This is a genomic window from Halorubrum sp. GN12_10-3_MGM, assembly GCF_005435235.1.
GTDB classification, from domain to species: domain Archaea; phylum Halobacteriota; class Halobacteria; order Halobacteriales; family Haloferacaceae; genus Halorubrum; species Halorubrum ezzemoulense.
The window spans coordinates 35,407-59,015 of sequence record NZ_SGUB01000012.1; the positions used below are offsets into that span (position 1 = coordinate 35,407).

Sequence of the window (23,609 nt, forward strand, 5' to 3'; positions counted from 1 at the left end):
GCCGTTCGGTGTCCGCCGCGGGACAGGCCGAGGCATCACTTGCCGTAACTGACGGTTATAGCAGTGTCCAGAGATATACACTACGTACATGACACGTGGGTTTTCCACCCGGAGTCTCCACGCCGGCGCCGAGCCCGACGCGGCGACCGGCGCCCGCGCCACGCCGATCCACCAGACGACCTCGTACGTTTTCGACGACGCGGACACGGCGGCGGAGCTGTACGCGCTCCGGGCGGAGGGCCACGTCTACTCCCGGCTCTCAAACCCGACGGTGAACGTCTTAGAAGAGCGGCTCGCCGACCTCGCCGGCGGGTCGGACGCGGTCGCGACGGGCTCGGGGATGGCCGCGTTCGACGCGATAACCACCGTCCTCGCGAGCGCGGGCGACAACGTCGTCGCCAGCTCCGAGATGTACGGCGGGACGGCCGCGTACCTCACCAGCGTCGCGGACCGCCGCGGGATCGAGACGCGGCTCGTGGAGACCCTCGACTACGACGCGTACGCCGACGCAATCGACAACGACACCGCGTTCGTCCACGTCGAGACGCTCGCGAACCCCTCGCTCGTCACGCCCGACTTCGAGCGGCTCGCCGAGATCGCCCACGAGAACGCGGTGCCGCTCGTCGTCGACAACACGTTCGCGACGCCGTACTGCTGTCGGCCGTTCGAGCACGGCGCCGACATCGTCTGGGAGTCGACGACGAAGTGGATCACGGGCAACGGCACCACCGTCGGCGGCGTCGTGATCGACGGCGGGCAGTTCCCGTGGGACCACCCCGACGCCGACTACGCCGAGCTCGACGGCGAATCGCCCGCGTACCCGATCGACTTCGTCGAGCAGTTCGGCGACGCCGCGTTCGCGAACGTCGCCCGCCAGCGCGGCGTGCGGCCGACCGGCGGCCAGCAGTCGCCCTTCGACGCGTGGCAGACGATCCAGGGGCTGAACACGCTCCCCTTGCGAATGGATCGCCACTGCGAGAACGCGCGGCGGGTGGCCGAGTTCCTCCGCGGCGACGACCGCGTCGACTGGGTGACGTACCCCGGCTTCGAGGACCACGAGAGCCACGGCAACGCCGCGGAGTACCTCGACGGCTTCGGTGGGATGGTCACCTTCGGCGTCGACGGCGGATACGAGGCCGCAAAGACCTTCTGCGAGTCGGTCGACCTGACGAGTTTCCTCGCGAACATCGGTGACGCGAAGACGCTCGTCATCCACCCCGCCTCGACCACCCACGCGCAGATGGACGAGGACGAGCAGCGGCTCGCGGGCGTCTACCCCGAGATGCTCCGGCTCTCGGTGGGGATCGAGGACCCCGACGACGTGATCGCCGACCTCGACGCGGGACTGGCCGCGGGCGAGCACGTCGCGGCGGGCCGGACCGAGGAGGAGCGGGCCGCGGACGAGGGGGCGGACCGATGAGCGCCGTCCCGACCGACCACGGCGTCGCCTCGCTCGGCGAGTTCACCTTCGAGTGCGGGCAGTCGGTCCCCGACTTCGAGGTCGCCTACGAGACGCACGGCGAGTTCGACGGCGACAACGTCGTGCTCGTCTGCCACGCGCTCACCGGGAGCCAGAACGTCGCGCGCTCCCCCGAGCCGGAGCGGGACGCGGAGACCACCGGGGCCGGGCAGGCCGGGCAGGCCCGGGCGTGGTGGGACGACGTCGTCGGCCCGGGGAAGGCGATCGACACGACCGAGTACTACGTCGTCTGCGCGAACGTTCCGGGCTCCTGTTACGGGACGACCGGCCCCGCCAGCGAGCGACCCGCGGACCTCGACCTCCGCGAGGAGCCCGACCACGGCCGGTGGGGGACCGCGTTCCCGCCGGTCCAAGTTGAGGACTGGGCGCGCGCGCAGCGCCGGCTGCTCGACCACCTCGGCGTGGGGCGGCTTCGGGCGGTCGTCGGCGGCAGCGTCGGCGGGATGAACGCCTTGGAGTGGGCGAAGCGGTACCCGGACGACGTCGACCGCGTGGTCGCGATCGCGACGGCCGGACGCCTCGACGCGCAGTGTCTCGCGCTCGACGCGGTGGCGCGCCGGGCGATCCGCGCGGACGCGGACTGGAACGGGGGCGACTACTACGGCGACGACCGGCCGGCCCCGACCGAGGGACTCGCGATCGCCCGCCAGATCGGCCACATCATGTACCTCTCGAAGGCGTCGATGGAGCGGAAGTTCGGGCGCCGGTCGGCCGGCCGCGACTCCCTGACGCGCGAGGACGGGGACCTCGGGCTGCCGCCGGAGCCGACAGCCGGGTTCTTCCCGTACCGCGAGGTCGAGTCGTACCTCGACTACCAGGCGGAGGGGTTCGGCGACCGCTTCGACGCGAACAGCTACCTCTATCTGACGCGCGCGATGGACGAGTACGACCTCGCCGCCGGCCACGGGACCGACGCCGACGCCCTCGCCGCGTTCGAGGGGGAGACGCTGCTGATGAGCTTCACCGCCGACTGGCACTTCACCGTCGAGCAGTCGGCGTCGTTGGGCGACGCGTTCCGCGAGGCCGGGGTGCCGGTCGCCCACCACGTGGTCGACTCCGACCACGGCCACGACGCGTTCCTCGTCGAGCCGGAACACGTCGGCCCGCCGGTCCGAGACTTCCTCGCCGACGGCGTCGACGGCCGCGCCGTCTCCGACGAGGACGGCGACGACGGCGACGACCCGCGGCCAGACTCTAACCACGCGCCGGTCCACGCGAGCCTGTTTCGGGGGTGAAGAATCACGATCAATCATGATAACGTTCATAGTTCCAGACCGCGTGAGGTGAGAGGTATGCCAGGCGGACACGCGCAGACCCTGCGACCGTTCATGTGGCGCGCCGAGCGACTGTACCCCGACACCGAGATCGTCTCGCGGACGCACGAGGGGCGGACGCGGCACACGTATGCCGAGTACGCCGACCGGACGGCCCGGCTCGCGAACGCCTTAGACGACCACGGGATCGAGCGCGGCGACCGCGTCGCGACGTTCTGTTGGAACCACACGCGGCACTTCGAGACGTACTTCGGCGTCCCGAACACGGGCGCGCAGCTCCACACGATCAACCCGCTGCTGCCCGACGAGCACATCCGGTACATCGTCGACGACGCCCAAGACGAGATCATCTTCGTCGACCCGTCGCTCGCCGAGAAGATCGCGGGCGCCGCGGAGGGGGCGGAAGAGTTCGACGGCGTCGACTTCGTCGCGATGGGCTCGGAGGGCATCGACGCGCTCGACGCGCCCGCCTACGAGGAGTTCATCGCGGACCACTCGACCGAGTACGACTGGCCGGACCTCGACGGCGACCAGCCCGCCGGCCTCTGTTACACCTCCGGCACGACGGGGAAGCCGAAGGGGGTCGAGTACACCCACTCGATGCTGTGGAGCCACACGATGGCCTCCCAGACCCCGCAGGGGATCCCGATGGAGGACTCCGACGTGGTGATGCCTGTCGTTCCCATGTTCCACGTCAACGCGTGGGGGATGCCGTTCACCGCCGCCGCCGCGGGCGCGAAGCACGTCTACCCCGGTCCCTCGCCGGACCCCGCGGACCTCGCGGCGCTGATCGAAGAGGAGGGCGTGACCATCTCCGCGGGCGTGCCGACGGTGTGGCTCGGCCTCCGCGAGTACATCGAGGGGGGTAACGAGGTAGACCTCTCGACGCTCGACACCGTGATCATCGGCGGCGCGGCCGCACCGAAGGCACTGGTCGAGTGGTACGACGAGCGCGACGTGGAGGTGCTCCACGCGTGGGGGATGACGGAGCTGTCGCCGATCGGCACCGTCTCGCATCTCAAAGATGACCTTCGCGACGCCGAGTACGAGACGCAGGTGAACAAGCGCTCGAAGCAGGGGCTCGTCGCTCCCGGCCTGGAGTTCGAGGTCATCGACGAGGACGGCGAGGAGATCCCGTGGGACGGCGAGGCGTTCGGTGAGCTCCGGATCCGCGGCCCGTGGGTCACGAAGGAGTACTTCAAGCGCCCCGAGGCGAACGAGGAGGAGTTCGTCGACGGCTGGCTGAAGACCGGCGACGTGGTCACCGTCGACGAGGACGGCTACATGCAGCTCGTCGACCGGACGAAGGACGTGATCAAGTCCGGCGGCGAGTGGATCTCCAGCGTCGAGTTGGAGAACGCGATCATGGCCTACGACGGCGTCAGCGAGGCGGCCGTCGTCGGCGTGCCCCACGAGCGCTGGCAGGAGCGCCCCGTGGCGTTCATCGTCGTGGCCGAGGGCGTCGACCGCGACGAGCTCGTCGAGCGGATCGAGACCGGGCTCCGCGAGGAGTACCCCAAGTGGTGGGTCCCGGACGCGGTGGAGTTCATCGACGAGGTTCCCAAGACCGCCACCGGGAAGTTCTCGAAGAAGGACCTCCGGGAGCAGTACGGCGACCAGTCGCTCGTCGAGGGGGCCGTCCCGGAAGACGACGCGCCCGAGCAGGAGTAGTCGAGCCGAGCGGGTAGCCGGTCGCTCGGCGGGCTTTCAGTCGTCGCGGTCGCCGACGACCCACTTGTGCGAGTAGCTCTCGCCGCAGGTACAGTGAGCGTACGCGTGGACCACGTCGCCCTCGGCGTAGAGGCCGCCGACCTCCTCGTTTTGCGCCTCGGCGAACGCGAAGATGAACTGGATGTCGTGGTCGGCTTCGGGATCCTCGCTCGCGTCGTCCGCGTCCGGGCCGTCCGCGAACGGACACGCGCCGTCGTCGAGCGAGCGCGCGATCTCGCCCTCCGCGGCCATCGCCGTCTTCGCGAACTCCATCGCGCCCATGCCCGTGCCGGCCTGGAACGCCGACCGCCCGGTCTCGCCGTCGAGGATCAGCCGCACGCCGCCGGCGGTCTCGGTGCCGACCTCGCGCAGCCGGGAGTCGTCGTCGAGGTACGCGTCGCTCAGGTAGAAGACCACGTCGTCGAGCCGCTCGCCCGCGAGGAACTCGTCGAGGTTGCTCATGCCGCCCGGAGGCGCGTGAGCGGTAAAAGGTGTGCGTGTCGCCTCGAGCGGAACCGGCTCCGGTCGCGGGCGATCGCGGAGCGGCGATCCGCCGAGCATATAATAGATCGTGTGGAATCGGGGTAACTGTTAATACGCACCACGGAGATCCGTCGCGTAATGAGCACGCAGAACAGATCCGACGACCGGCTCGCGGAGTGGGCGCAGCTGGTCGACGAGGACGTTCCGGAGGAGCTCCGAGAGGAACGTTCCGTCGACGGATAACTTTCACCCCGCTTCGCGAAGGCTTTAGGCCGACGGCGGCGAAGCACCGCCGATGGCGACCGAGGCCGCCGGGATCGACAGACCCCTGCTCGTCGACGACTTCCTCCAGCGGCGCCGCTACCAGCTCCAGTTGGCGGACGCCGCCGCCGACAAACACACGCTGGTCTGTCTCCCGACCGGCCTCGGCAAGACGACGGTCAGCCTGCTCGTCACCGTCGAGCGCCTCCACGAGGCGGGCGGGAAGGCGCTCTTCTTGGCCCCCACGAAGCCCCTCGTCCAGCAGCACGCGGACTTCTACCGCGAGGCGCTTGAGATTCCGGACGACGAGATCGTCGTGTTCACCGGCGACGTGAAGCCCGACGACCGCGCCGCGCTCTGGGACGACGCGCGCATCGCGATCGCGACGCCGCAGGTCGTCGAGAACGACCTCGTCGGTAACCGGATCTCGCTGCGCGACGTGACCCACCTCACCTTCGACGAGTGCCACCGCGCGACCGGCGACTACGCGTACGTCTACATCGCGGAGCGGTACCACGCCGACGCAGCCGACCCCCTCGTCACCGGGATGTCGGCCTCGCCGGGCGGCGACACCGAGGAGATCGAGACGGTCTGCGAGAACCTCGGGCTCGTCAACGTCGAGGTGATGACCGAGGAGGACGCCGACGTCGACGAGTACACTCACGACACCGATGTCGGGTGGGAGCAAGTCACCTTGCCGGACGAGGTGCTCGCGATCCGGGACGCGCTCAACGAGGTGATCACGGACCGGCTGGAGAAGCTGAAACAGCTCGGCGTGACGAACACGACGAACCCCGACCTCTCGCAGAAGGACCTCAACAAGATGCGGGGGCAGCTGAAACAGATGATGGACAACGACCAGTCGGAGGGGTACAAGGGGATGTCCACCCACGCCGAGGTGATGAAGCTCCGGCGCGCGACCGAGCTTGTCGAGACGCAGTCCGTCGAGTCCGTGCGTCGCTACTTCGAGCGCCAGCGCGAGGCCGCCCGGTCGTCGGGCGCGTCGAAGGCCAGCCAGCGCATGGTCGCGGACCCCAAAGTGAGAGAAGCGATGCGGAAGGCGGAGTCGTTCGACGGGCTCCACCCGAAGTTCTCGAAGGCCCGCATCCTGCTGGCGGAGACGCTCGGGATCAACGAGGGCGAGCGCGCCATCCTGTTCACCGAGTCCCGCGACACCGCCGAGGCGCTCGTGGAGTTCCTCTCCGCCAGCTTCGACGTGCGCAAGTTCGTCGGACAGGGCGACAAGGACGGCTCCGACGGGATGAGCCAGAAACAGCAACAAGAGACGCTCGACGAATTCAAGACGGGCAAGTTCGAGGTGCTCGTCTCCACCTCGGTCGCGGAGGAGGGCCTCGACGTGCCCGAGGTCGACCTCGTCTGCTTCTACGAGCCCGTCCCCACTGCGATCCGCTCGATCCAGCGCAAGGGGCGGACGGGCCGGCAGGCCGAGGGAAAGGTCGTCGTCCTGATGGCCGAGGACACCCGCGACGAGGCGTTCTTCTGGATCTCACGGCGCCGAGAAAAGAAGATGGCCAGCCAGCTCGCCGAGCTGAAGGAGGCCACCGACGACATCGAGGAGTCAGTCGGCGACGAGGGACAGGCCGGCCTCGACGCGTTCGCCGGCGGGTCCGCGAGCGAGGGCGACTCTGGCGAAGGCGGCTCGGGCGATGACCAGGGTGAGGCTGAGGGCGAAGTCGATGGTGATGATGAAGGCGAGATCGGCGGTGACGACGAGGGCGACGCCGGTCTCACCGACTTCGCTGCGGAAGCGCGGGAGGGAGAAGACGACGTGGACGACGTGGAGGCCGAGGCTGGCGGAGAGACGGAGGTCGAGGGAGAGACGGACGCAGGCGACGACGGCGTCGTCGCCACCGCCGGCGTCGACGAGGGCGTCGAGGTTGTCGTCGACCAGCGCGAGCTCGACTCCTCGATCGCGAAGGACCTCTCGACGCGCGACGGCTTCGTCACCCGGCTGGAGACGCTCGCGGTCGGCGACTACGTCCTCTCGGACCGCGTCGCGGTCGAGCGCAAGTCGGCGGCCGACTTCGTCGACTCGATGCTCGATTCCGACCGGTCGATGTTCGAGCAGGTGGGCGAGCTCTCGCGGGCGTACGCTCGCCCCGTCATGGTCGTCGAAGGGACGAACCTCTACGGCCAGCGCGATATCGACCCGAACGCGATCCGCGGCGCGCTCGCGTCGCTCGCGGTCGACTTCGACGTGAGCGTCATCCGCACCGAGGGCGAGGAGGACACCACCGAGCTGCTCGCGACGATCGCCAAGCGGGAGCAGGAGACGCGCGACCGCGAGGTGAGCGTCCACGGCGAGAAGACGACGAAGACCCGCGCGGAACAGCAGGAGTACGTCGTCTCCTCGATCGCCGACATCGGGCCCGTGACGGCGCGGACGCTGCTGGAACACTTCGGCACCGTCGAGGCCGTGATGACCGCGCCCGAAGACGACTTATTGGACGTCGACGGCGTCGGCCCGGTGACCGCGGAGCGCATCCGCGAGGTCGTCGGGACCGAGTACGAGTGAGGCCGGACCGGCCGCGGAGTTAGTCGAACCCGCTCACCAGCGTCACCACCCACTGCCCGAGGTCGTACTCCGACCGGACCTCCACGCGCGTCACCCATTTCACCCACTGGAAACCCCGGCGGTCGGGCGCGACCAGTCGGGCGGGCGCGCCGTGGCCGTGGCTCAGCCGCTCTCCGCCCACGTGCGTCGCGAGCAGCGCGTCCTCGGCCTCGTCGAGGGGGAGACTCCAGCGGTAGCCCGTCACGGACGTAAACCGGACGTGGGCCGCGTCGCCGTCGATATCTCCGGCCGCGTCGAGCAGGTCGCCGACGCGGATCCCGTCCCACTCCTGGACCGTGTACCACCCGCTCGTACAGTCGAGCAGGGCCTCGGTCTCGTGGCCCGCGGCGAGGTCCGCGGCCGTCAGTTCGACGGGGTCGCTCACGAGGCCGTCGACCGCCAGCCGGTACGCGTCGCGGTCGATCGGGTCGGGGTCGTCGGCGACCCACGAGGTGATCGGGAAGGCGCCGTTTCCGTCGCCCTCGCGGGGCTGCGAGCCGGTGAACCGCCGGTCTGCCCCGGCCGTGTCGAGCGCGTCGTTGATCCCCTGCTGGAGGCGGTAGGTCGTGCCGCCGGCCGCGAGCAGCGCGAAGTAGCGGACCGCGGTCCGCCGCCGCTCGAAGTCGACGCGCCGAGGCGGGCGGAACCGGGTGGCGGCGTGCGCGGCCACGAGCGGGACGAGCGCGAGCCCGAACCCGACGTGAACGGACAGCAGGGTCCAGTAGGAGAGACGCACGTCGAGGCCGAACACCCGCGCGACGCCGGTCGCGAGCGCGCCGACCGCGGCGACGAGCGTCAGGACGGAGAGCGCGGTCGACCGCCGCCACAGGGTCGGGTCAGTGAGCCGACGCCGGACGCGGGCGAGCTTCCACCCGAGCAGCGCGACGATGCCGACGCCGAGCGCGCGGTGGAGCCAGAACAGCGGCCACCCTTCCGGGACGCCGACGGTGAAGGAGACCAGCCCGGTGGCCGCCTCGGCGACGACGAACGCGAACAGCGACCAGTCGACCGCGCGCGGCGGCGGCTCCAAGCGGTCGAGCGCGGTTCGGAGTCGGTCCGTCGCGGCCATCTACGCGTGCTACGTGCTAGCGAGACAAAAGGATACAGCCCGCGGAGAATCGCCGTGCTCGCTACAGCTCGTACACCTCGCCGTCGACCGCGAGCGGCTCCTCGAACGCCTCGTCGGCGGGGTAGTAGTGGGCGAGGTGGACGAGCCGCGTCCGGTCGGGGTCGAGCTCGTCCGCGAGCGCGAGCGCCCCCTCCCGGGTCATGTGCTTCGTGCCGAACGTGCGGGCGACGCCGTCCGGCCCCTCGTGTCGGCCGCCGATCGGGTGGTGTTCACAGAGCGAGGCGGGAACGATGGCGTCGGCGAGGAGGAGGTCCGCGCCGGCGAGCGCCTCGCGGGAGCGTTCGGGAACGTCGTAGCTGGTGTCGCCCGTGAGCGAGAGTTTCGCGCCGGTCACCGGATCTCGGACGACGACCCCGTAACAGACGAGCGGCGGGTGGTCGACCGGGACGAACCGCACCTCGAAGCCGCAGGTCTCGAAGGGCTCGAAGGGGTCGCGGGCGTGGACGCCGATCCGGTCTTCGAGGTAGTCGTACTTGTCTCGGATCGTCTCCGCGACGCTCTCGTCGGTCGCTGGGTCGGTCTCCGCTGGCGCGTGGACCGGCAGCCCGTCGACGAGCCGGTAGACGTTCCCCAGCCCGTCGAGGTGGTCGAAGTGGATGTGCGTCACGAGGCCGGCGTCCGGCAGCGGGACGTCGGCCGCGAGGAACTGCTGTCTGAAGTCGGGGCTGAAGTCGACGAGCAGCGACTCGCCGGTCCGCTCGTTGGCGACGTGGACGGAGAAGCGCGACCGCGACACCCCGCGCTCGCGAGCCGTCTCGCAGGTGTCGCAGTCGCAGCCGACCGTCGGCGTCCCCGTCGTGTCGCCCGTCCCGAGCAGGGTGACGCGCATGGGACGCTCTCGGCGGGCCACGGCCTTAGCGTCCGCGGTCGGGGCGCGGCAGAAGTCGGGGCGGGAGCGACCGCACGGCGGCCGAACCGCACGGCGGCCGAAGCGCACGGCGACCGAACCCCCGAGGTATAACCCCGATCCGCCCCGATCCGGACCATGCACACCAGCCGAGAACTGACGCTCGCGCGGCTCCCCTCGGGCGTGCCGATCCGGACGACCGTCCACGCGTACGGCGAGGGCGAACTCGTCGACGGCGACGACGGCCCCGAACTCGACGCGCCCGAGGACGCGCCCGTGGTGTACACGCAAGCGGCCCAACACGGCCGGGAGGTGAACGGGACCGCGGTCCTCAGGCGGCTCCACGAGCGGCTCGTCGGCGAGGCGTCCGAGACCGGAGCCGAGGGCGGGCCGTCGGCCGCCGACCTCGACGGCACGCTGGTGACGGTGCCGGTCGCCGACCCGCTCACCTTCGACCGGGTCTCGTACACGACGCCGGAGTCGCTCGACTCGCGCCAGCCGAACATGAACCGATGCTGGCCCGGCGACCCGGAGGGGTCGCTCCACGACCGGATGGCCACCCGGCTCTGGGCGTTCGCGGGCGAGGCGGACGCGATCGTCGACCTCCACACCGGGTCGCCGTCGATGGCGACCCACGCGGTGTACATGCGCGGCGACGACGCCTGCCGCGGGCTCGCGGAGGCGTTCGGCACCGACCTGCTGCTCGCGGAGGCGGCCGGAGACGACGCGGACACGGAGTGGGACGAGCGCGGGTTCGCCGGGAAGCTCCGGGTCGCGGCCACCCGCGAGGGGATCCCGACGATCACGCCCGAGCTCGCCCACAGCCGGGAGGTCGTCCCGGCGGCGGTCGAGACCGGCGTAGCCGGGATGATCGGCGCGCTGCGACACGAGGGGCTGCTCGACGGCGAGCCCGAGCCGTGGGACGGCGTCGTCGCGCGCAACCACCTCGGGCGGGTGACCGCCGGCGACTCCGGGCTGTTCGTCCCCGAGCCAGACCTCGCCGTCGGGGACCGGGTGACCGAGGGCGACTGCGTCGGCGAGGTGTTCGACCCGACGACGTTCGAGACGCATCAGGTCGCGCGCGCCGACCGCGACGGGATCGCGTACTCGGTCGCCCGCGAGGCAACGGTCACCGCGGGCGCGACGCTCGTCGGCGTCGCGGAGCGGATCGACGTGGAGTGAGAGAGCGGAAACCGACTGCGGCGCGAGGCTACGGCCGCCGGACGCGGATCTGCCCGTCGGCGGCGACCGTGACGAACAGCCGGTTGCGGACCTCGCGGCCGTGGACCGCGTCTCCCGCGCGGTCGCCGATCGCCTTCATCAGCTCCGGGGCGGTCTGGTTCACCTTGACGCCCGCCTCGTCGCAGGCGTCGTACACCCGCTTCGGCGCGTCGTAGAGGTCGGTTCCCGCCTCGATCTCGACGCGGACCGGCGAGGACAGCGCCTCCGCGAACGCGACCGTCTCGCGGGCGCGCTCGACGTTGTCGCGGGCGCTGGCCTCGACGCTGGAGACGTTCGCGCGAGAGGTGCCGAGTCGGTCGGCGATGTCCGACTGTCGGAGCCCGCGCTCGCGGAGCGCTAACACCTCCGCCTGCCGGCGCGTGAGCACGCTCTCGTCGGCGTCGAACCCAGCCCCCTCCAGGATCGAGTCGGCGTCGACATCGACCGGCTCCGGCTGCTCGTCGTCTGCCACCATGTGGTCATCGACGGGCCGGTCGGTCAAAAAACGGCGGTTTTAGGCGACGGGCGTCGCGGGAGTCGGGCGGCGGAGAATCGCGCGACGGATCGACGGCGTCCGGACTGTCCGTGGGGCGGGGCTCCCCCGAGACGCCGTCACTTGCCCCAGAAGTTCTCGCGGCTGCCGAGCCGTTCGCGGTCCGGGCGGTCGCGGCGACTGCGACCCTCGTCGTCCTCGCTCTCCTCTTCGTCGTTCCCCTCGGCGTCCGCGTCGTCGTCGGACTCCTCGGCGTCCGGGTCGTCGGGGAGGCGCTCGACGACTTCCTGCGCCGTCGCGTGGCTGGACTTCACGCGGTGGATCTTGACCTCGGCGCGCGCCGGGGGGAGGAGCCCGTCGACGAGGACGATGAACCCGTCGTCGGTGCGGCCGACGCCAGCACCGCTCTCGTGGATGTCGTCGACCTCGACGACGACCGCCTCGCCGGGCTGGACCGGCTGCTGTTTCAGCTCGTAAATCGGCATGTCGTAGTGGTTACACCACTCCGCGCCGCCTTTGTTGCCGTAGTGTTGACACCCCATCCCCTGGATCCGTTCGTCGAAGCTGGGGCAGTCGTCGGCGAGTGTGCTCTATTGAAAATGAGGTACGGCAGCGGAATCGCCCGATTTTGAACCGTGAAATATTGAGGTTCGTCGTGGAGTGACGATGCTTTCCAGCCAATCCCACCGGTGATCGATGTGATCATCTTAGACGGAACATATTTCAACTAATACTTTCGAGAATACTACCGAGCAAACCGCGTTGAGATCAACAAATCCCTGCGCCTTTATCCATTTTCAATAGAGCAGGCGAGTGGACAGTCCGCCATACCGTAGGGGAGACCGGCCGCTGTTGTAAACGTTTTCGACTCTCAGACCGAAGTTCGCGAAAAACGTCGCCTCACGCGGGCGAGCGGCGGCTGTTTTGGTGGGGTCCGACGACCCAGAGCGGCGGCGGCAGCGACGCTCGGCGGCGCGGGCGGCGGCCTCAGAGGAACTCGCGGACCTCGGAGTACCACATGTCGTGGTGGTCGACGGCGTCAAGCGCGTCCGCGACGTCGACCGCGATGGCGTGCCAGCAGCGCTCGTCGGGGTCGTCGGCGTCGAGGTTGTACGTCGCGTCCGCGCAGGTACACTCCCCGTCTTCGACCACGTACTCGTCTTCGTGGCCCACGACGACGGTGAAGTCGCGGTAGCGCTTCACGCGCCCCTCGCCGACGGCCTCGATGGCGCGCTGGCCGCGGTCGCCGTGGGCCTCGACGATGGCCGCGGCGATCGGGCCGGTCAGCTCGCCGGCCTCGTCGATCGCCGACCGCCAGTCGTCGACCGGTTCCATACCCCCTCGTTCTCGGGCGGTCGGTTAAACAGCGTCGGTCAGATCGGCCCGACCGGCGTCGCGGTCCCCCGCTCCGACTCGGGTGCGGCCCTACGCGGCCGCGTCGAACTCGAACCGCGCGCCGCCGTCGCTCCCCTCCGTCACGGAGACCGTCCAGCCGTGCGCCTCCGCGACGTCGGCCACGATCGAGAGCCCGAAGCCGGTCCCCCCGTCGCTGGACGTGACGCCGTGACGGAGCACCTCGTCGCGTCGATCCGGCGGGATCCCGCTCCCGTCGTCCTCCACGTAGAAGCCCCCGTCACCGTCCAGCCGCCCCACGGTCACCGAGACGGTCGGCCCGCCGTGCTCGACCGCGTTCCGGAAGAGGTTCTCGAAGAGCTGCGTCAGGCGCCCCGGATCGCCGGTGACCGTCGGGACGTCGTCCGCGACCGCGAGCGCCGCCTCGTCCGTGTCGACGTACCCCCACGCCTCCGTCGTCACGGTCCCGAGGTCCACGGTCTCGGCGTCCTCGACCGCGGTCTCGCCGCGAGCCAGCGCGAGCAGGTCGTCGATGAGCCGCTCGGTCCGGTCGTGCGCCGACTGTACCCGGTCGAAGTGGTCCGGGTCGCCCGTCTCCGCCGCGATTTCGAGGAACCCCTGCGCGACGGTGATCGGGTTCCTGAGGTCGTGGGCGACGACGCTCGCGAACTCGTCGAGCCGCTCGTTCTGTCGCTGGAGCTCCGCCTCACGGCTCGCCCGCGCGAAGGCCGCCTCGACGGTCGCGCCGAGGATCCGGAACAGGTCGACGTCGGTCTCGGAGAACTCGCGGGGCGACGTCGACCCGGTGATCATGACGCCGTACTCGCCCAGCGGGACGATGACCACGCTCTGGATCGGCGTGTCGGGGTCGTATCGGCGGTCCGCGTCGTCGAGGTCGTCGTACACCCGCGTCTCCCCCGACTCGAACGCGTCCCACGCGAGCCCCTCGCCGCGGTCTAACCGAGGCGCCGCTCCGAACAGGTCCGTCGTCGCCGGCGTTTCGCTGATCGGGACGAGCGCGTCCGCCCGCTCGTCGTGCTCCCACGCCGCGGTGATGTCGAGGCCGAGGACGTCGGCCGCGGCGCCGACGGCGACGGAGCCGATCCCCCCGGCGGACTCGGCGCTGCTGAGCCGCTGAGCGGTCTCCTGGAGCGCCCGGAGCCGGCCCTCCAGCTGCTTCTGGTCGGAGATGTCCTCGACGACGGCGAGCGTACCCGTGACCTCGGCGTCGGGATCCGTTATCGGGGCGATAGACAGGAGGAGATCCAGCTCCGCCCCGGCCCTCGTCTCTAGCCGTACCTCCTCGGCGCGGACCCGCTCGCCGCGGAGCGCCCGCCGCCGGTGCGCGGCGAACTCGTCCCACCGCTCCGCCGAGACGAGCGGGTTCTCCTCGCCGCGCACCTCCTCGTGGGACCAGCCGAACATGGTCTCGGCCTCCTCGTTCCAGCGGACGACGCTCCCGTCGGCGTCGACTTCCATGACGGTGAGCGGGGTCGCCTCGATGAGCGACTCCAGTCGCTGGTTCGTCGCCTCGAGCTCCCGCTCCCGTTCGACCCGCTCGGTCACGTTCCGGGCGATACCCACGAGCCGGACCGTCTCGCCGTCGACGATCACCGGTGCGAGGCTAGTCTCCCAAAAGCGGCCGTCGGCGACGGTCTCGAGCTCCTCGCTGTACGATATCGGCTCGCCCTCCGCGACGCAGCGGGCGTAGTTGGCCGCGAGTTCGGCCCCCTGCTCCTCCCCGAACACCGCCCGCGGCGTCTCGCCCCGGACGTCCGCGGTCGTGAGCCCGGTCTGCGACTCGTAGCCGGGGCTGAGTCGGGCGAACTCGAACGACGGCTCGTCGCCGGCGGCGTCGACGTCAAGCAGGAATATCGCGTCGCCGGACGTCTCCAGCAGCGCCGCGTACTCCTCCGCGAGTGCTTGGTGTTCGCGCCGCTTCGCCTCCCGCTCCGTCACGTCTTGGAACACGCCGCGAAGCGCCGCGTCGCCCCGCCGCGCGTCCTCGACGTACTCCCCCCACGCTCGGACGTCGCGCACCTCGCCGTCCGCCCGCTCGATCCGGAGGTCGAGGTCGTACCCCTCCCCGTCCTCGACCGCGGCCTCGACCGCGTCGGTGATCGTCGCGCGGTCGTCCGGGTGGTAGAACTCGACCGCGTTGTCGATCGACGGCTCGTACCCCGCGTCGACGCCGTGGATCCGGCGCGTCCCGTCCGACCACGTGAGCTCCTCTCGCGACGGGAAGTACTCCCAGACGCCGATGTCCGCGATGTCCTGAACGCGGTCGAAGAGGAACTCCTGTCGCTCCAGTTCGGCGCGGTCTCGCGCCCGGGAGAGCTCGGCGCTCACGAGCTCGGCCAACAGCTCGACGAACGTCCGTTCGAGCGCCCCGAACGGGGCAACCCGCGTCGTCGGGCTCGAGAAGTTGACCGTCCCGTAGCGGGCGTCGTCGACGACGAGCGGCACGCCGATGTACGACTCGAGTTCGAGGTCGCGGTACGCGGGATGCGTCTCCTTCCCGTCGCTGACCGCGTCGGCGAACGAGCAGACGGAGTCGGTCTCGACGACTTCCGCGCAGTACGTCGTTTCGAGGTCGAACCGATCGCCGGCCTCGAGGTCGGCGTCCGGCGCGTGAACCGCTTCGACCGTGTAGTCGTCGTCGCGGATCCGCGAGACGATGCCGATCTCGAGCCCGAGCGTCCGGCAGCCGACACGGAGGAGGTCCCGGAGGCGAGCCGTGGCCGAGATGTCGTTTTTCCCCATGACGGTCTGGAGCTCTCGGAGCGCGTCTCGCTCCCGTTCCAGCTGGCGTTTCGCCCCGCTCTGTTCGGTCACGTCGCGGGCGACGACGAGCACCTGGTTGGTCGATCGGCGCTGGAACGGCGTCAGTCGAATGTCGAACGTCCGCTGGCCGCCTCCGACGGCGACGTCCATCTGGAGGTCTGCGTCGTAGAACCCGGAGGTCCCGCCGTCGCTCTCCATCTCGTCGAGCGTCAGGTCGACGGTCTCGGAGAACGCGCGAGCGTCCGACTCGCCGACGCGGTCGCCGACGAGGTCGGAGAGCCGCTCCCCCGTGAGGTCCGCCGACCGATCGTCCGACAGCAGTCGGCCCGCGGCCGCGTTCGCGAAGACGACGGACCGGTCCTCGTCGACGACCGTCACCGCGTCGTGGACGTTCTCCAGTACCGCTTCGCTACGCTCCAGCTCCAGTTCGCGTTCCCGGTCGTCAGTGATCTCCCGCGAGAAGACGGTGAGCCCATCCTCGTCCGGGAACGCCCGCACCTCGACCCAGTAGTCGAACGGCTCGCCGAGCCGCTGCTCGAACGACGCCGGTTCGCCGGTGGCCATCGCCGTGCGATACCGCTCTTCGAGCTCCGTCCCCACTATCGACGGGAACGCCTCCCAGATCGTGTTCCCGACGATGCGCTCCGGGTCGCGGTCGACCCGCTCGGCCATCGTGTCGTTCATGTACTCCACCCGCCAGTCGTCGTCGACCGCGTAGATCGCGTCGGTGGCGCGTTCGAGCGTCCGCTGGAAGCGGTCCGACAACCGCTCGGCGGCCGCCTGCTTGCGCGCCGCGTCGACGAGCGTCCGGATCCGCCCGGCGAGCAGTTCGAAGCTGTCCTGGGTCCCGTGGATCGGGATGTAGTCCGACACGCCGGCCTGGGTCGCCTCGCTGGCGATCCGTTCGCTGCCCCTCCCGGTGAAGAGGACCGTCGGCAGGTCGGGGCGCTCGGTCTCGACTCGCGAGACGAGGTCGATCCCGGTCCCCTCCGGCAGCGAGTACGAGGTGACGAGGCAGTCGGCGGAGCCCTCGATCGCCCGATCGAGGGCGGCCCGCGCGTCGCCGACGGTCGTCACCGTGACTCGCGGGGCGATCCGTTCGAGTTTCGCCCGGGCGAGTTCGGCGAAGTCGGCGTCGCCGTTCACGTACAGCACGTGAATCCGCTCCGGGTGTTCGTCGCTCGGGTGTTCCATTACGGACTCTCGGCGACGCGGTCGTATCAATCATTCCCGCCGATTATTTCCAGTGATAGAGCCACCAAGAGTGCCGTGAGAGACGGGTTCGTCACCGAGGAAACGCGCGAAGCGACTCGCGGGGACGGGAGTCCGACTACTCCAACACGATCAGCACGTCGCCCATGTCGACGCTGTCGCCCTCCGCGACGTGGACCCCCGCGACGGTGCCGCCGCGCTCGGCGACCACGTCGTTCTCCATCTTCATCGCCTCGAGGACGCAGACCACGTCGCCGGCGGCGACCTCGTCGCCCTCCGCGACGTCGACCGAGAGGATCGTCCCCTGCATCTCCGCGTCGATCGCCTCGCCGCCCTCCGCGACGTCGACGTCGCCCTCGTCGCCGCCGTCGTCGGATTTCGCTTGCGGCGGGCGTTGCTGGCCGCTCCCACCGCTCCCACCGCCCTCCGGGACCGGGATCGCGGGCGCGCCGCGCTCCTCTAACTCGACGTCGAAGCGCTTGCCGTTCACCTCGACGGTGAATTCGCGTTCGGTCACCTCCTCGTCGTCGTCCGCGGCGCCGACCGTCTCGGAGCCCCAGCGCTCCTGCGCCTCGGCGACCAGCTCCCGGTCGAGATCCTCGTCGAGGTACTTCGTCGTGTGCGTCCCGTCGACGAAGCGCTCGTCGTCGAGCATGAGCCGGTGGAACGGGACGATGGTGACGACGCCGTCGATGTCGTACTCCGCGAGCGCGCGCTTCGAGCGGGTGAGACAGGTCTCGCGGTCGCCGGCCCGTACGATCAGCTTCGCGATCATCGAGTCGTAGTCCGTGACGAGCTCGTCGCCCTGCCGGAGCGCGTCGTCGACGCGGACGCCGATCCCGCCCGGCGGGTCGTACGTGTCCAGCGACCCCTCGTTGGCGGGCTGGAAGTCGTCCGCGGCGTTCTCGGCGTTGATCCGGAACTCGATCGCGTGGCCCTCCAGCTCGACGTCGTCCTGCGAGACGGAGAGCCCCTCGCCGCTGGCGACCCGGAGCTGCTCTTTGACGATGTCGATCCCGGTCAGCTCCTCGGTGACGGTGTGTTCGACCTGAATCCGAGTGTTGACCTCGAGGAAGTAGAATGGGGTGTCGGGCCCGAGCGGCTCCGACGGGTCGCGGTCGGGGTCCTCCTCGACGAGGAACTCGACGGTGCCGGCGTTGGTGTAGTCGGCGGCGGCGACGCCCCGGCGGGCGGCCTCGCCGATCTTCTCGCGCAGCTCGTCGGAGAGCGCGGGGGAGGGCCCCTCCTCGATCACCTTCTGGTGGCGGCGCTGGAGCGAGCAGTCGCGCTCGCCGAGGTGGACCACGTCGGACGTGTCGGCGGGGCCCTCGCCGTCGTCGCCCTCGTCGGCGACGATCTGGACCTCGACGTGGCGGGGGGTCTGGAGGTAGCGTTCGAGGTACACCGAGTCGTTCGAGAAGTACGCCTCGCCCTCGCGTTTGGCGGATTCGAGCGCCTCCTCGGCCTCGTCGGCGCTCTCGACGACCTTCATCCCGCGGCCGCCGCCGCCGCCCTCCGCTTTGATCGCGACGGGGTAGCCGTACTCGTCGCCGAACGCCGTGACGGCCTCCACGTCGGTGACTGGCTCCGTCGTCCCGGGGACGATCGGCACGTCCGCGTCGTCCATCACGCGGCGCGCGTGCGTCTTCTCGCCGAGCCGCTCCATCGCGTCGCTCGCGGGACCGATCCACGTGATCCCGTCGGCGGCCTCGACGCGGGCGGCGAACTCGGCGTTCTCAGCGAGGAAGCCGTATCCGGGGTGGATCGCGTCGGCGCTGGCGGACCGCGCCGCGTCGACGACCGCCTCGCCGTCGAGGTACGAGTCGGCCGCGCGGGCGGGCCCGACGTTGTACGCCTCGTCCGCGTACCGGACGTGGCCGCCGTGCTTGTCGGCGTCGCTGTAGACGGCGACGGTGTCGACGCCGAGCTCTTCACAGGCGCGCATCACGCGGACCGCGATCTCGCCGCGGTTCGCCACGAGAACCTTATCGAACATTCCTGTCGGTTCTTCCACGAACTGCTACCAAACTCTGTCGGTCCGTGCCGAGGCGGTTAAGGGGGCGGCGGGCGCCACGGTGAGGTATGCTTGACGCCGGGAACCCATACATGCTGCCGTCGGTCCTCGTCGGCGCCGCCGTCTACCTCGGACTCACGGTAGCGACCGACGCGTCGCTGTTGGTCCGAGTCGGCGCGCTCCTCGCCTTGGTGGTCGTCGTTCCGATGGTCCTCAACCGGCTGTTCGGAGACCGGGGTGGGGCGCCGACCTCCGGCGGCGACGAGCTCGGAGAGGAGTGACCGACCGCGAGAGAGACTACCACAGGTATATATGTCAGTGGACCGATCTACGAACGCGCCCTGAGTCAGGGCCGGGTCGACGGCGTGACGGGTCGACGGCGCGCCGTCGGGGGAATGTACGCGGCCGGACGCCACCGCGTCCGGCGACGCTATTCGACGTGTCGAGTGTCCGACCAGCGACGGCGCGAGCGACCGTCTGAACTCGACCGTCACAGAGCGAAGGGAAGTGGGTCTGGCGAGAAGTCGGGATCGGTCGCCTCCGCCGAGAGGATCAGAACCGGTCGCTCCGACCGGCCGCGGTCCACGGGTCGGTCGGCGCGTCGACGGGGACGCGCACCCGGCGGCGGTGGAGCCGGTCGATCCGGGCGGCGAAGCCCCAGCGGTCCTCGTCGCGGTCGTCGTCCGCGTCGCTCGCGGCGGCCGCCGCGGCGAGTTCGCCGTCCCGGAGGTGCGCGGCGACCGCGGCGGCGATCGCGGCCGCCTCGTCGTCGCGAGCGTCGTCGGGGATCGAGAGGCCGGCGAGCGCGGGCGCCGGATCTGTCGTCGGAGCCTCGTCGGTCGCACCCTCGCTCGCCGACCCCTCGCGGCCCGGTTCGTGGTCGGTCGCCATCAGATCGGGATGTTGCCGTGCTTCTTTGCGGGCTGGTCCGAGCGCTTCCCCTTCAGCATCTTCAGGTCCTCAATCAGGCGGGCGCGCGTCTCGGTCGGTTCGATCACGTCGTCGACGAAGCCGCGGTCGGCGGCGGTGTAGGGGTTCGCGAACTCCTCGCGGTACTCGTCGATGAGCTCCTGTCTGCGCGCGTCGGGGTCGTCGGCCTCGGCCAGCTCCTCGCGGTAGAGGACGTTGACCGCGCCCTTCGGCCCCATCACCGCGATCTCGGCGGTGGGCCACGCGTAGTTGACGTCGCCGCCGATGTGCTTCGACGACATCACGCAGTAGGCCCCGCCGTACGCCTTCCGGGTGATGACGGTGAGCAGCGGGACGGTCGCCTCGGAGAAGGCGTACAGCAGCTTCGCGCCGTGGCGGATGATCCCGTTGTGTTCCTGATCCGTGCCGGGCATGAACCCGGGCACGTCCTCGAAGGTGACGATGGGGATGTTGAACGCGTCGCAGAAGCGGACGAACCGCGCGCCCTTCTGGCTCGACTCGATGTCGAGGGTGCCGGCGTTCACGCGGGGGTTGTTCGCGACGACGCCGACGGAGTGACCGTCGAGCCGGGCGAAGCCGACGACGACGTTCTTCGCGAAGTTCTCGTGGACCTCGAAGAAGGAGCCCTCGTCGGTGACGCTCTCGATCACGTCTTTCATGTCGTACGGCTTCCGGGGGGCGTCGGGGACGATCTCGGCGAGCGCGTCGTCCGCGCGCTCCGGGTCGTCCCACGGCTCGACGCGCGGCGGGTCCTCCACGTTGTTCGCCGGGAGGTACGACAGCAGCCGCGCGATGTTGTCCAGCGCCTCCTCTTCACTCTCCTCGGCGAAGTGCGCCACGCCGGATGTCGACGAGTGGGTCACTGCGCCGCCCAGCTCCTCGAAGCTCACCTCCTCGCCGGTGACCGTCTCGATGACGTCCGGCCCGGTGATGAACATGTGCGACGTGTCTTTCACCATGAAGGTGAAGTCTGTGATCGCCGGAGAGTACACCGCACCGCCGGCGCACGGCCCCATGATCGCCGAGATCTGAGGGATCACGCCCGAGGCCTCCGTGTTGCGCCGGAAGATCTCGGCGAAGCCGCCGAGCGAGGCGACCCCCTCCTGAATGCGGGCGCCCGCGGAGTCGTTGAGGCCGACGACCGGCGCGCCCACGTCCATCGCCTTGTCCATCACCTTACACACCTTCTCGGCGAACACCTCGCCGAGGGACCCGCCGAAGACGGTGAAGTCGTGCGCGAAGACGAACGTCTTCCGGCCGTTCACCTCGCCGTAGCCGGTCACCACGCCGTCGCCCGGGATCTGCTTCTCCTCCATCCCGAAGGTGTGGTTGCGGTGGGTGCGGAACCGGTCGAACTCGTGGAACGTGCCGTCATCGAGGAAGTAGTCGATCCGCTCGCGAGCGGTCATCTTCCCCTTGTCGTGTTGCGACTGGATCCGGTCTTCGCCGCCGCCCTTGGCCGCCCGCTCGCGGCGCTTCCGGAGGTCGTCGATGCGGTCGTCCATCGTCACGGCGGACCACCCTGCGTCATTACTTCATGGGTCGAAGAGCGCCGTCAAAAGGGTTCCCCTATCCGACGTTTTGGCGTTCGACGCCCGTCGAATCCGAGTCCTGCGGCCCGGCGAAGCGGGCGCGACCGCGTGACCGCCAGCGAGCGGCCCTGCCTCCGGTTCACACGGCGACCGGCGGTTCGACGCTTTTAAACCTCCGATGAACCACTCTCCGATGAGACAGGCTTCGCCTGTTTCACTGACCCGTAGGAGCGACCTGCGTACTACGGAGGTGAAAATGGCAGACACAATACAAGAGGCCGTAACCCTCGCACTCGACGATGCGCCCGAGCGGAACTTCCGCGAGACCGTGGACATCGCGATCAACCTGCGAGACCTCGACCTCAACGATCCGTCGAACCGTATCGACGAGTCCGTCGTGCTGCCGGCTGGAACGGGGCAGGAGACACAGATCGTCGTCTTCGCGGAGGGCGAAACCGCCGTCCGCGCAGAGGAGGTCGCTGACGAAGTGCTGGACAGCGACGACCTCGAAGACTTAGGAGACGACGACGACCGCGCAAAGGACCTCGCCGGCGAGACCGACTTCTTCGTCGCGGAGGCCAACCTGATGCAGGACATCGGTCGGTACCTCGGTACCGTCCTCGGTCCGCGCGGGAAGATGCCTACCCCACTGCAGCCGGACGACGACGTCGTCGACACAGTCAACCGGATGAAGAACACGGTACAGCTCCGGTCGCGCGACCGGCGCACGTTCCACACCCGCGTGGGCGCCGAAGACATGGGCGCCGACGCGATCTCGGACAACATCGACGTCATCATCCGGCGACTCGAAGCAGACCTCGAGAAGGGCCCGCTCAACATCGACGGGATCTACGTGAAGACCACGATGGGTCCCGCGAAGGAGGTGCCCGTATGAGCTCGGTCCGCAAGACCGAGACGATCCCCGAGTGGAAACGGGAGGAAGTCGACGAGCTCGTCGAGTTCATCGACTCCTACCAGTCCGTCGGGATCGTCGGCGTGGCCGGCATCCCGAGCCGGCAGCTCCAGGCCATGCGCCGGGAGCTCCACGGCTCGGCCGCCGTCCGCATGAGCCGCAACACGCTCACGACCCGAGCGCTCGAGGAGGTCGGCGACAGCGTCGAGGCGCTGACGGAGTACGTCAGCGGCCAGGTGGCGCTCATCGGCACCAACGACAACCCGTTCGGCCTCTTCAAGCAGCTCGAAGCCTCGAAGACCCCCGCCCCGATCAACGCGGGCGAGGTGGCCCCCAACGACATCGTGATCCCCGAGGGCGACACCGGCGTCGACCCGGGACCGTTCGTCGGCGAGCTCCAGACGGTCGGCGCGTCCGCCCGAATCATGGACGGCTCGATCAAGGTAACCGAGGACTCGACCGTGCTGGAGGAGGGCGAGGTCGTCGACGACGACCTCGCGAACGTCCTCGTCGAGCTCGGCATCGAGCCCAAGGAGGTCGGTCTCGACCTGCGCGCCGTCTACTCCGAGGGCGTCCTGTTCGAGCCAGAAGAACTCGAACTCGACGTCGACGAGTACGAGGCGGACATCCGGTCCGCCGCGGCCGCCGCGCGAAACCTCTCGGTCAACGCCGCATACCCGACGGCCGCCACCGCCGGCACCCTTCTCGCGAAGGCGTCCGGCGAGGCGAAGTCCGTCGGGCTGTTCGCGGAGATCGAGAGCCCGGACGTCGTGCCCGACCTGATCGGGAAGGCCGACGCCCAGCTGCGCGCGCTTGCGGCGCAGATCGACGACGACGAGGCGCTCCCCGAGGAGCTCCAGGGCGTCGAGGCCGCGCCGGCGGCGGAGCCGGCGACGGACGACGCCGACGACGAGGAGGAACAGGCGGACGACAACACGGAAGACGCCGAGGAGGCCGACGCCGACGACGCCGACGAGGACGACGGCGACGACGGCGGCGACGGTCTCGGCGCGATGTTCGGATAACACGAGGTACACACCAATGGAATACGTTTACGCTGCGCTCATCCTGAACGAGACTGGCGAAGAGATCAACGAAGACAACGTCACCGGCGTGCTGGAAGCCGCCGGCGTCGACGTCGAGGAGTCCCGCGTCAAGGCGCTCGTCGCCGCGCTGGAGGACGTCGACATCGAGGAGGCCATCGAGACGGCCGCCGCGGCCCCGGCCGCCGGCGCGTCCGCCGGTGGCGCCGCCGACGCCGACGCCGCCGACGAGGCGGATGACGACGAGGAGGAAGAGGCCGACGAGGCCGAGGAGGCCGACGAGGCCGACGACGACGAAGAGGACGGCGACGGCGGCGAGGGCCTCGGCGAGCTCTTCGGCTAACGCCGGAGCCCA

At 69.9% G+C, this 23,609-nt stretch carries 19 protein-coding genes; 9 read left to right on the forward strand and 10 right to left on the reverse strand.

All coding sequences use genetic code 11. The features are described from left to right. Positions 1 to 88: 88 nt before the first annotated feature. The 3 genes from EXE47_RS10470 to EXE47_RS10480 are packed head-to-tail and all read left to right on the forward strand — an operon-like array spanning position 89 to position 4,425. Positions 89 to 1,420, forward strand: coding sequence for an O-acetylhomoserine aminocarboxypropyltransferase/cysteine synthase family protein (locus EXE47_RS10470; RefSeq protein WP_089308430.1), 1,332 nt, complete (start codon positions 89 to 91; stop codon positions 1,418 to 1,420). Then, positions 1,417 to 2,715: a homoserine O-acetyltransferase gene (gene metX, locus EXE47_RS10475; RefSeq protein ID WP_089308431.1), complete on the forward strand. Its 1,299-nt coding sequence runs from the start codon at positions 1,417 to 1,419 to the stop codon at positions 2,713 to 2,715. The genes EXE47_RS10470 and metX overlap by 4 nt, the downstream gene beginning before the upstream one ends. A gap of 57 nt (positions 2,716 to 2,772) precedes the next feature. Next, positions 2,773 to 4,425 carry a long-chain fatty acid--CoA ligase gene (locus EXE47_RS10480; RefSeq protein ID WP_089308432.1) on the forward strand — a complete coding sequence of 551 codons (1,653 nt, stop codon included), beginning with the start codon at positions 2,773 to 2,775 and terminating at the stop codon, positions 4,423 to 4,425. A 36-nt stretch (positions 4,426 to 4,461) separates the two neighbouring features. On the opposite strand, the gene EXE47_RS10485 is transcribed toward EXE47_RS10480, so the two are convergent. Beyond that, positions 4,462 to 4,926, reverse strand: coding sequence for a DUF5807 family protein (locus EXE47_RS10485; protein WP_049932670.1), 465 nt, complete (start codon positions 4,924 to 4,926; stop codon positions 4,462 to 4,464). A gap of 316 nt (positions 4,927 to 5,242) precedes the next feature. Between EXE47_RS10485 and EXE47_RS10490 the strand changes: the two genes are divergently transcribed. Then, positions 5,243 to 7,744: a DEAD/DEAH box helicase gene (locus tag EXE47_RS10490; protein ID WP_137708264.1), complete on the forward strand. Its 2,502-nt coding sequence runs from the start codon at positions 5,243 to 5,245 to the stop codon at positions 7,742 to 7,744. A 19-nt stretch (positions 7,745 to 7,763) separates the two neighbouring features. Here EXE47_RS10490 and EXE47_RS10495 read toward each other — a convergent pair whose 3' ends face one another. Together EXE47_RS10495 and EXE47_RS10500 are read right to left on the reverse strand one after the other, a co-directional pair. Continuing rightward, positions 7,764 to 8,852 carry a molybdopterin-dependent oxidoreductase gene (locus tag EXE47_RS10495; RefSeq protein WP_137708265.1) on the reverse strand — a complete coding sequence of 363 codons (1,089 nt, stop codon included), beginning with the start codon at positions 8,850 to 8,852 and terminating at the stop codon, positions 7,764 to 7,766. A gap of 61 nt (positions 8,853 to 8,913) precedes the next feature. Beyond that, positions 8,914 to 9,741 carry an MBL fold metallo-hydrolase gene (locus EXE47_RS10500; protein ID WP_094582219.1) on the reverse strand — a complete coding sequence of 276 codons (828 nt, stop codon included), beginning with the start codon at positions 9,739 to 9,741 and terminating at the stop codon, positions 8,914 to 8,916. Positions 9,742 to 9,897: 156 nt separating this feature from the next. Between EXE47_RS10500 and EXE47_RS10505 the strand changes: the two genes are divergently transcribed. Beyond that, entirely contained in the window at positions 9,898 to 10,941 is a 1,044-nt protein-coding gene (locus EXE47_RS10505) for a succinylglutamate desuccinylase/aspartoacylase family protein (RefSeq protein WP_137708266.1), read from the forward strand. A 28-nt stretch (positions 10,942 to 10,969) separates the two neighbouring features. On the opposite strand, the gene EXE47_RS10510 is transcribed toward EXE47_RS10505, so the two are convergent. From EXE47_RS10510 to EXE47_RS10530, 5 genes are all read right to left on the reverse strand, one after another. Next, entirely contained in the window at positions 10,970 to 11,455 is a 486-nt protein-coding gene (locus tag EXE47_RS10510) for a Tfx family DNA-binding protein (protein ID WP_086215257.1), read from the reverse strand. A gap of 137 nt (positions 11,456 to 11,592) precedes the next feature. Beyond that, complete coding sequence (locus tag EXE47_RS10515) at positions 11,593 to 12,015, reverse strand: TRAM domain-containing protein (protein WP_137708267.1); 423 nt, start codon at positions 12,013 to 12,015, stop codon at positions 11,593 to 11,595. A gap of 445 nt (positions 12,016 to 12,460) precedes the next feature. Beyond that, positions 12,461 to 12,808 (reverse strand): hypothetical protein, encoded by a 348-nt coding sequence (locus EXE47_RS10520; protein ID WP_137708268.1) that lies wholly within the window; start codon positions 12,806 to 12,808, stop codon positions 12,461 to 12,463. Between the two features lie 90 nt (positions 12,809 to 12,898). Then, positions 12,899 to 16,804, reverse strand: a complete 3,906-nt coding sequence (locus tag EXE47_RS10525; protein ID WP_137708269.1) for a PAS domain-containing protein — start codon at positions 16,802 to 16,804, stop codon at positions 12,899 to 12,901. A 136-nt stretch (positions 16,805 to 16,940) separates the two neighbouring features. Then, positions 16,941 to 18,818 carry a biotin carboxylase N-terminal domain-containing protein gene (locus EXE47_RS10530; protein ID WP_137703570.1) on the reverse strand — a complete coding sequence of 626 codons (1,878 nt, stop codon included), beginning with the start codon at positions 18,816 to 18,818 and terminating at the stop codon, positions 16,941 to 16,943. A gap of 86 nt (positions 18,819 to 18,904) precedes the next feature. On the opposite strand from EXE47_RS10530, the gene EXE47_RS10535 reads away from it, so the two are divergent. Continuing rightward, a complete protein-coding gene (locus tag EXE47_RS10535) occupies positions 18,905 to 19,117 on the forward strand; it encodes a hypothetical protein (protein ID WP_089308439.1) in 213 nt (70 codons plus the stop codon). Between the two features lie 271 nt (positions 19,118 to 19,388). Here EXE47_RS10535 and EXE47_RS10540 read toward each other — a convergent pair whose 3' ends face one another. After that, positions 19,389 to 19,727 (reverse strand): hypothetical protein, encoded by a 339-nt coding sequence (locus EXE47_RS10540; protein ID WP_089308440.1) that lies wholly within the window; start codon positions 19,725 to 19,727, stop codon positions 19,389 to 19,391. Continuing rightward, complete coding sequence (locus EXE47_RS10545) at positions 19,727 to 21,271, reverse strand: acyl-CoA carboxylase subunit beta (protein WP_089308441.1); 1,545 nt, start codon at positions 21,269 to 21,271, stop codon at positions 19,727 to 19,729. The genes EXE47_RS10540 and EXE47_RS10545 overlap by 1 nt, the downstream gene beginning before the upstream one ends. A 283-nt stretch (positions 21,272 to 21,554) precedes the next feature. Between EXE47_RS10545 and EXE47_RS10550 the strand changes: the two genes are divergently transcribed. The 3 genes from EXE47_RS10550 to rpl12p are packed head-to-tail and all read left to right on the forward strand — an operon-like array spanning position 21,555 to position 23,597. Next, a complete protein-coding gene (locus EXE47_RS10550) occupies positions 21,555 to 22,193 on the forward strand; it encodes a 50S ribosomal protein L1 (RefSeq protein WP_049932691.1) in 639 nt (212 codons plus the stop codon). Further along, entirely contained in the window at positions 22,190 to 23,236 is a 1,047-nt protein-coding gene (locus tag EXE47_RS10555) for a 50S ribosomal protein L10 (protein ID WP_086215250.1), read from the forward strand. The genes EXE47_RS10550 and EXE47_RS10555 overlap by 4 nt, the downstream gene beginning before the upstream one ends. A 16-nt stretch (positions 23,237 to 23,252) precedes the next feature. Beyond that, on the forward strand, positions 23,253 to 23,597 hold the full coding sequence (gene rpl12p / locus EXE47_RS10560) for a 50S ribosomal protein P1 (RefSeq protein ID WP_049932695.1): 345 nt from the start codon (positions 23,253 to 23,255) through the stop codon (positions 23,595 to 23,597). Positions 23,598 to 23,609 lie beyond the last annotated feature (12 nt).

Coding starts and splice junctions, on each gene's coding strand:
- EXE47_RS10470 (WP_089308430.1), top strand. CDS start 89: ATGACACGTGGGTTTTCCACCCGGAGTCTCCACGCCGGCGCCGAGCCC.
- metX (WP_089308431.1), top strand. CDS start 1,417: ATGAGCGCCGTCCCGACCGACCACGGCGTCGCCTCGCTCGGCGAGTTC.
- EXE47_RS10480 (WP_089308432.1), top strand. CDS start 2,773: ATGCCAGGCGGACACGCGCAGACCCTGCGACCGTTCATGTGGCGCGCC.
- EXE47_RS10485 (WP_049932670.1), bottom strand. CDS start 4,926: ATGAGCAACCTCGACGAGTTCCTCGCGGGCGAGCGGCTCGACGACGTG.
- EXE47_RS10490 (WP_137708264.1), top strand. CDS start 5,243: ATGGCGACCGAGGCCGCCGGGATCGACAGACCCCTGCTCGTCGACGAC.
- EXE47_RS10495 (WP_137708265.1), bottom strand. CDS start 8,852: ATGGCCGCGACGGACCGACTCCGAACCGCGCTCGACCGCTTGGAGCCG.
- EXE47_RS10500 (WP_094582219.1), bottom strand. CDS start 9,741: ATGCGCGTCACCCTGCTCGGGACGGGCGACACGACGGGGACGCCGACG.
- EXE47_RS10505 (WP_137708266.1), top strand. CDS start 9,898: ATGCACACCAGCCGAGAACTGACGCTCGCGCGGCTCCCCTCGGGCGTG.
- EXE47_RS10510 (WP_086215257.1), bottom strand. CDS start 11,455: ATGGTGGCAGACGACGAGCAGCCGGAGCCGGTCGATGTCGACGCCGAC.
- EXE47_RS10515 (WP_137708267.1), bottom strand. CDS start 12,015: ATGGGGTGTCAACACTACGGCAACAAAGGCGGCGCGGAGTGGTGTAAC.
- EXE47_RS10520 (WP_137708268.1), bottom strand. CDS start 12,808: ATGGAACCGGTCGACGACTGGCGGTCGGCGATCGACGAGGCCGGCGAG.
- EXE47_RS10525 (WP_137708269.1), bottom strand. CDS start 16,804: ATGGAACACCCGAGCGACGAACACCCGGAGCGGATTCACGTGCTGTAC.
- EXE47_RS10530 (WP_137703570.1), bottom strand. CDS start 18,818: ATGTTCGATAAGGTTCTCGTGGCGAACCGCGGCGAGATCGCGGTCCGC.
- EXE47_RS10535 (WP_089308439.1), top strand. CDS start 18,905: ATGCTTGACGCCGGGAACCCATACATGCTGCCGTCGGTCCTCGTCGGC.
- EXE47_RS10540 (WP_089308440.1), bottom strand. CDS start 19,727: ATGGCGACCGACCACGAACCGGGCCGCGAGGGGTCGGCGAGCGAGGGT.
- EXE47_RS10545 (WP_089308441.1), bottom strand. CDS start 21,271: ATGGACGACCGCATCGACGACCTCCGGAAGCGCCGCGAGCGGGCGGCC.
- EXE47_RS10550 (WP_049932691.1), top strand. CDS start 21,555: ATGGCAGACACAATACAAGAGGCCGTAACCCTCGCACTCGACGATGCG.
- EXE47_RS10555 (WP_086215250.1), top strand. CDS start 22,190: ATGAGCTCGGTCCGCAAGACCGAGACGATCCCCGAGTGGAAACGGGAG.
- rpl12p (WP_049932695.1), top strand. CDS start 23,253: ATGGAATACGTTTACGCTGCGCTCATCCTGAACGAGACTGGCGAAGAG.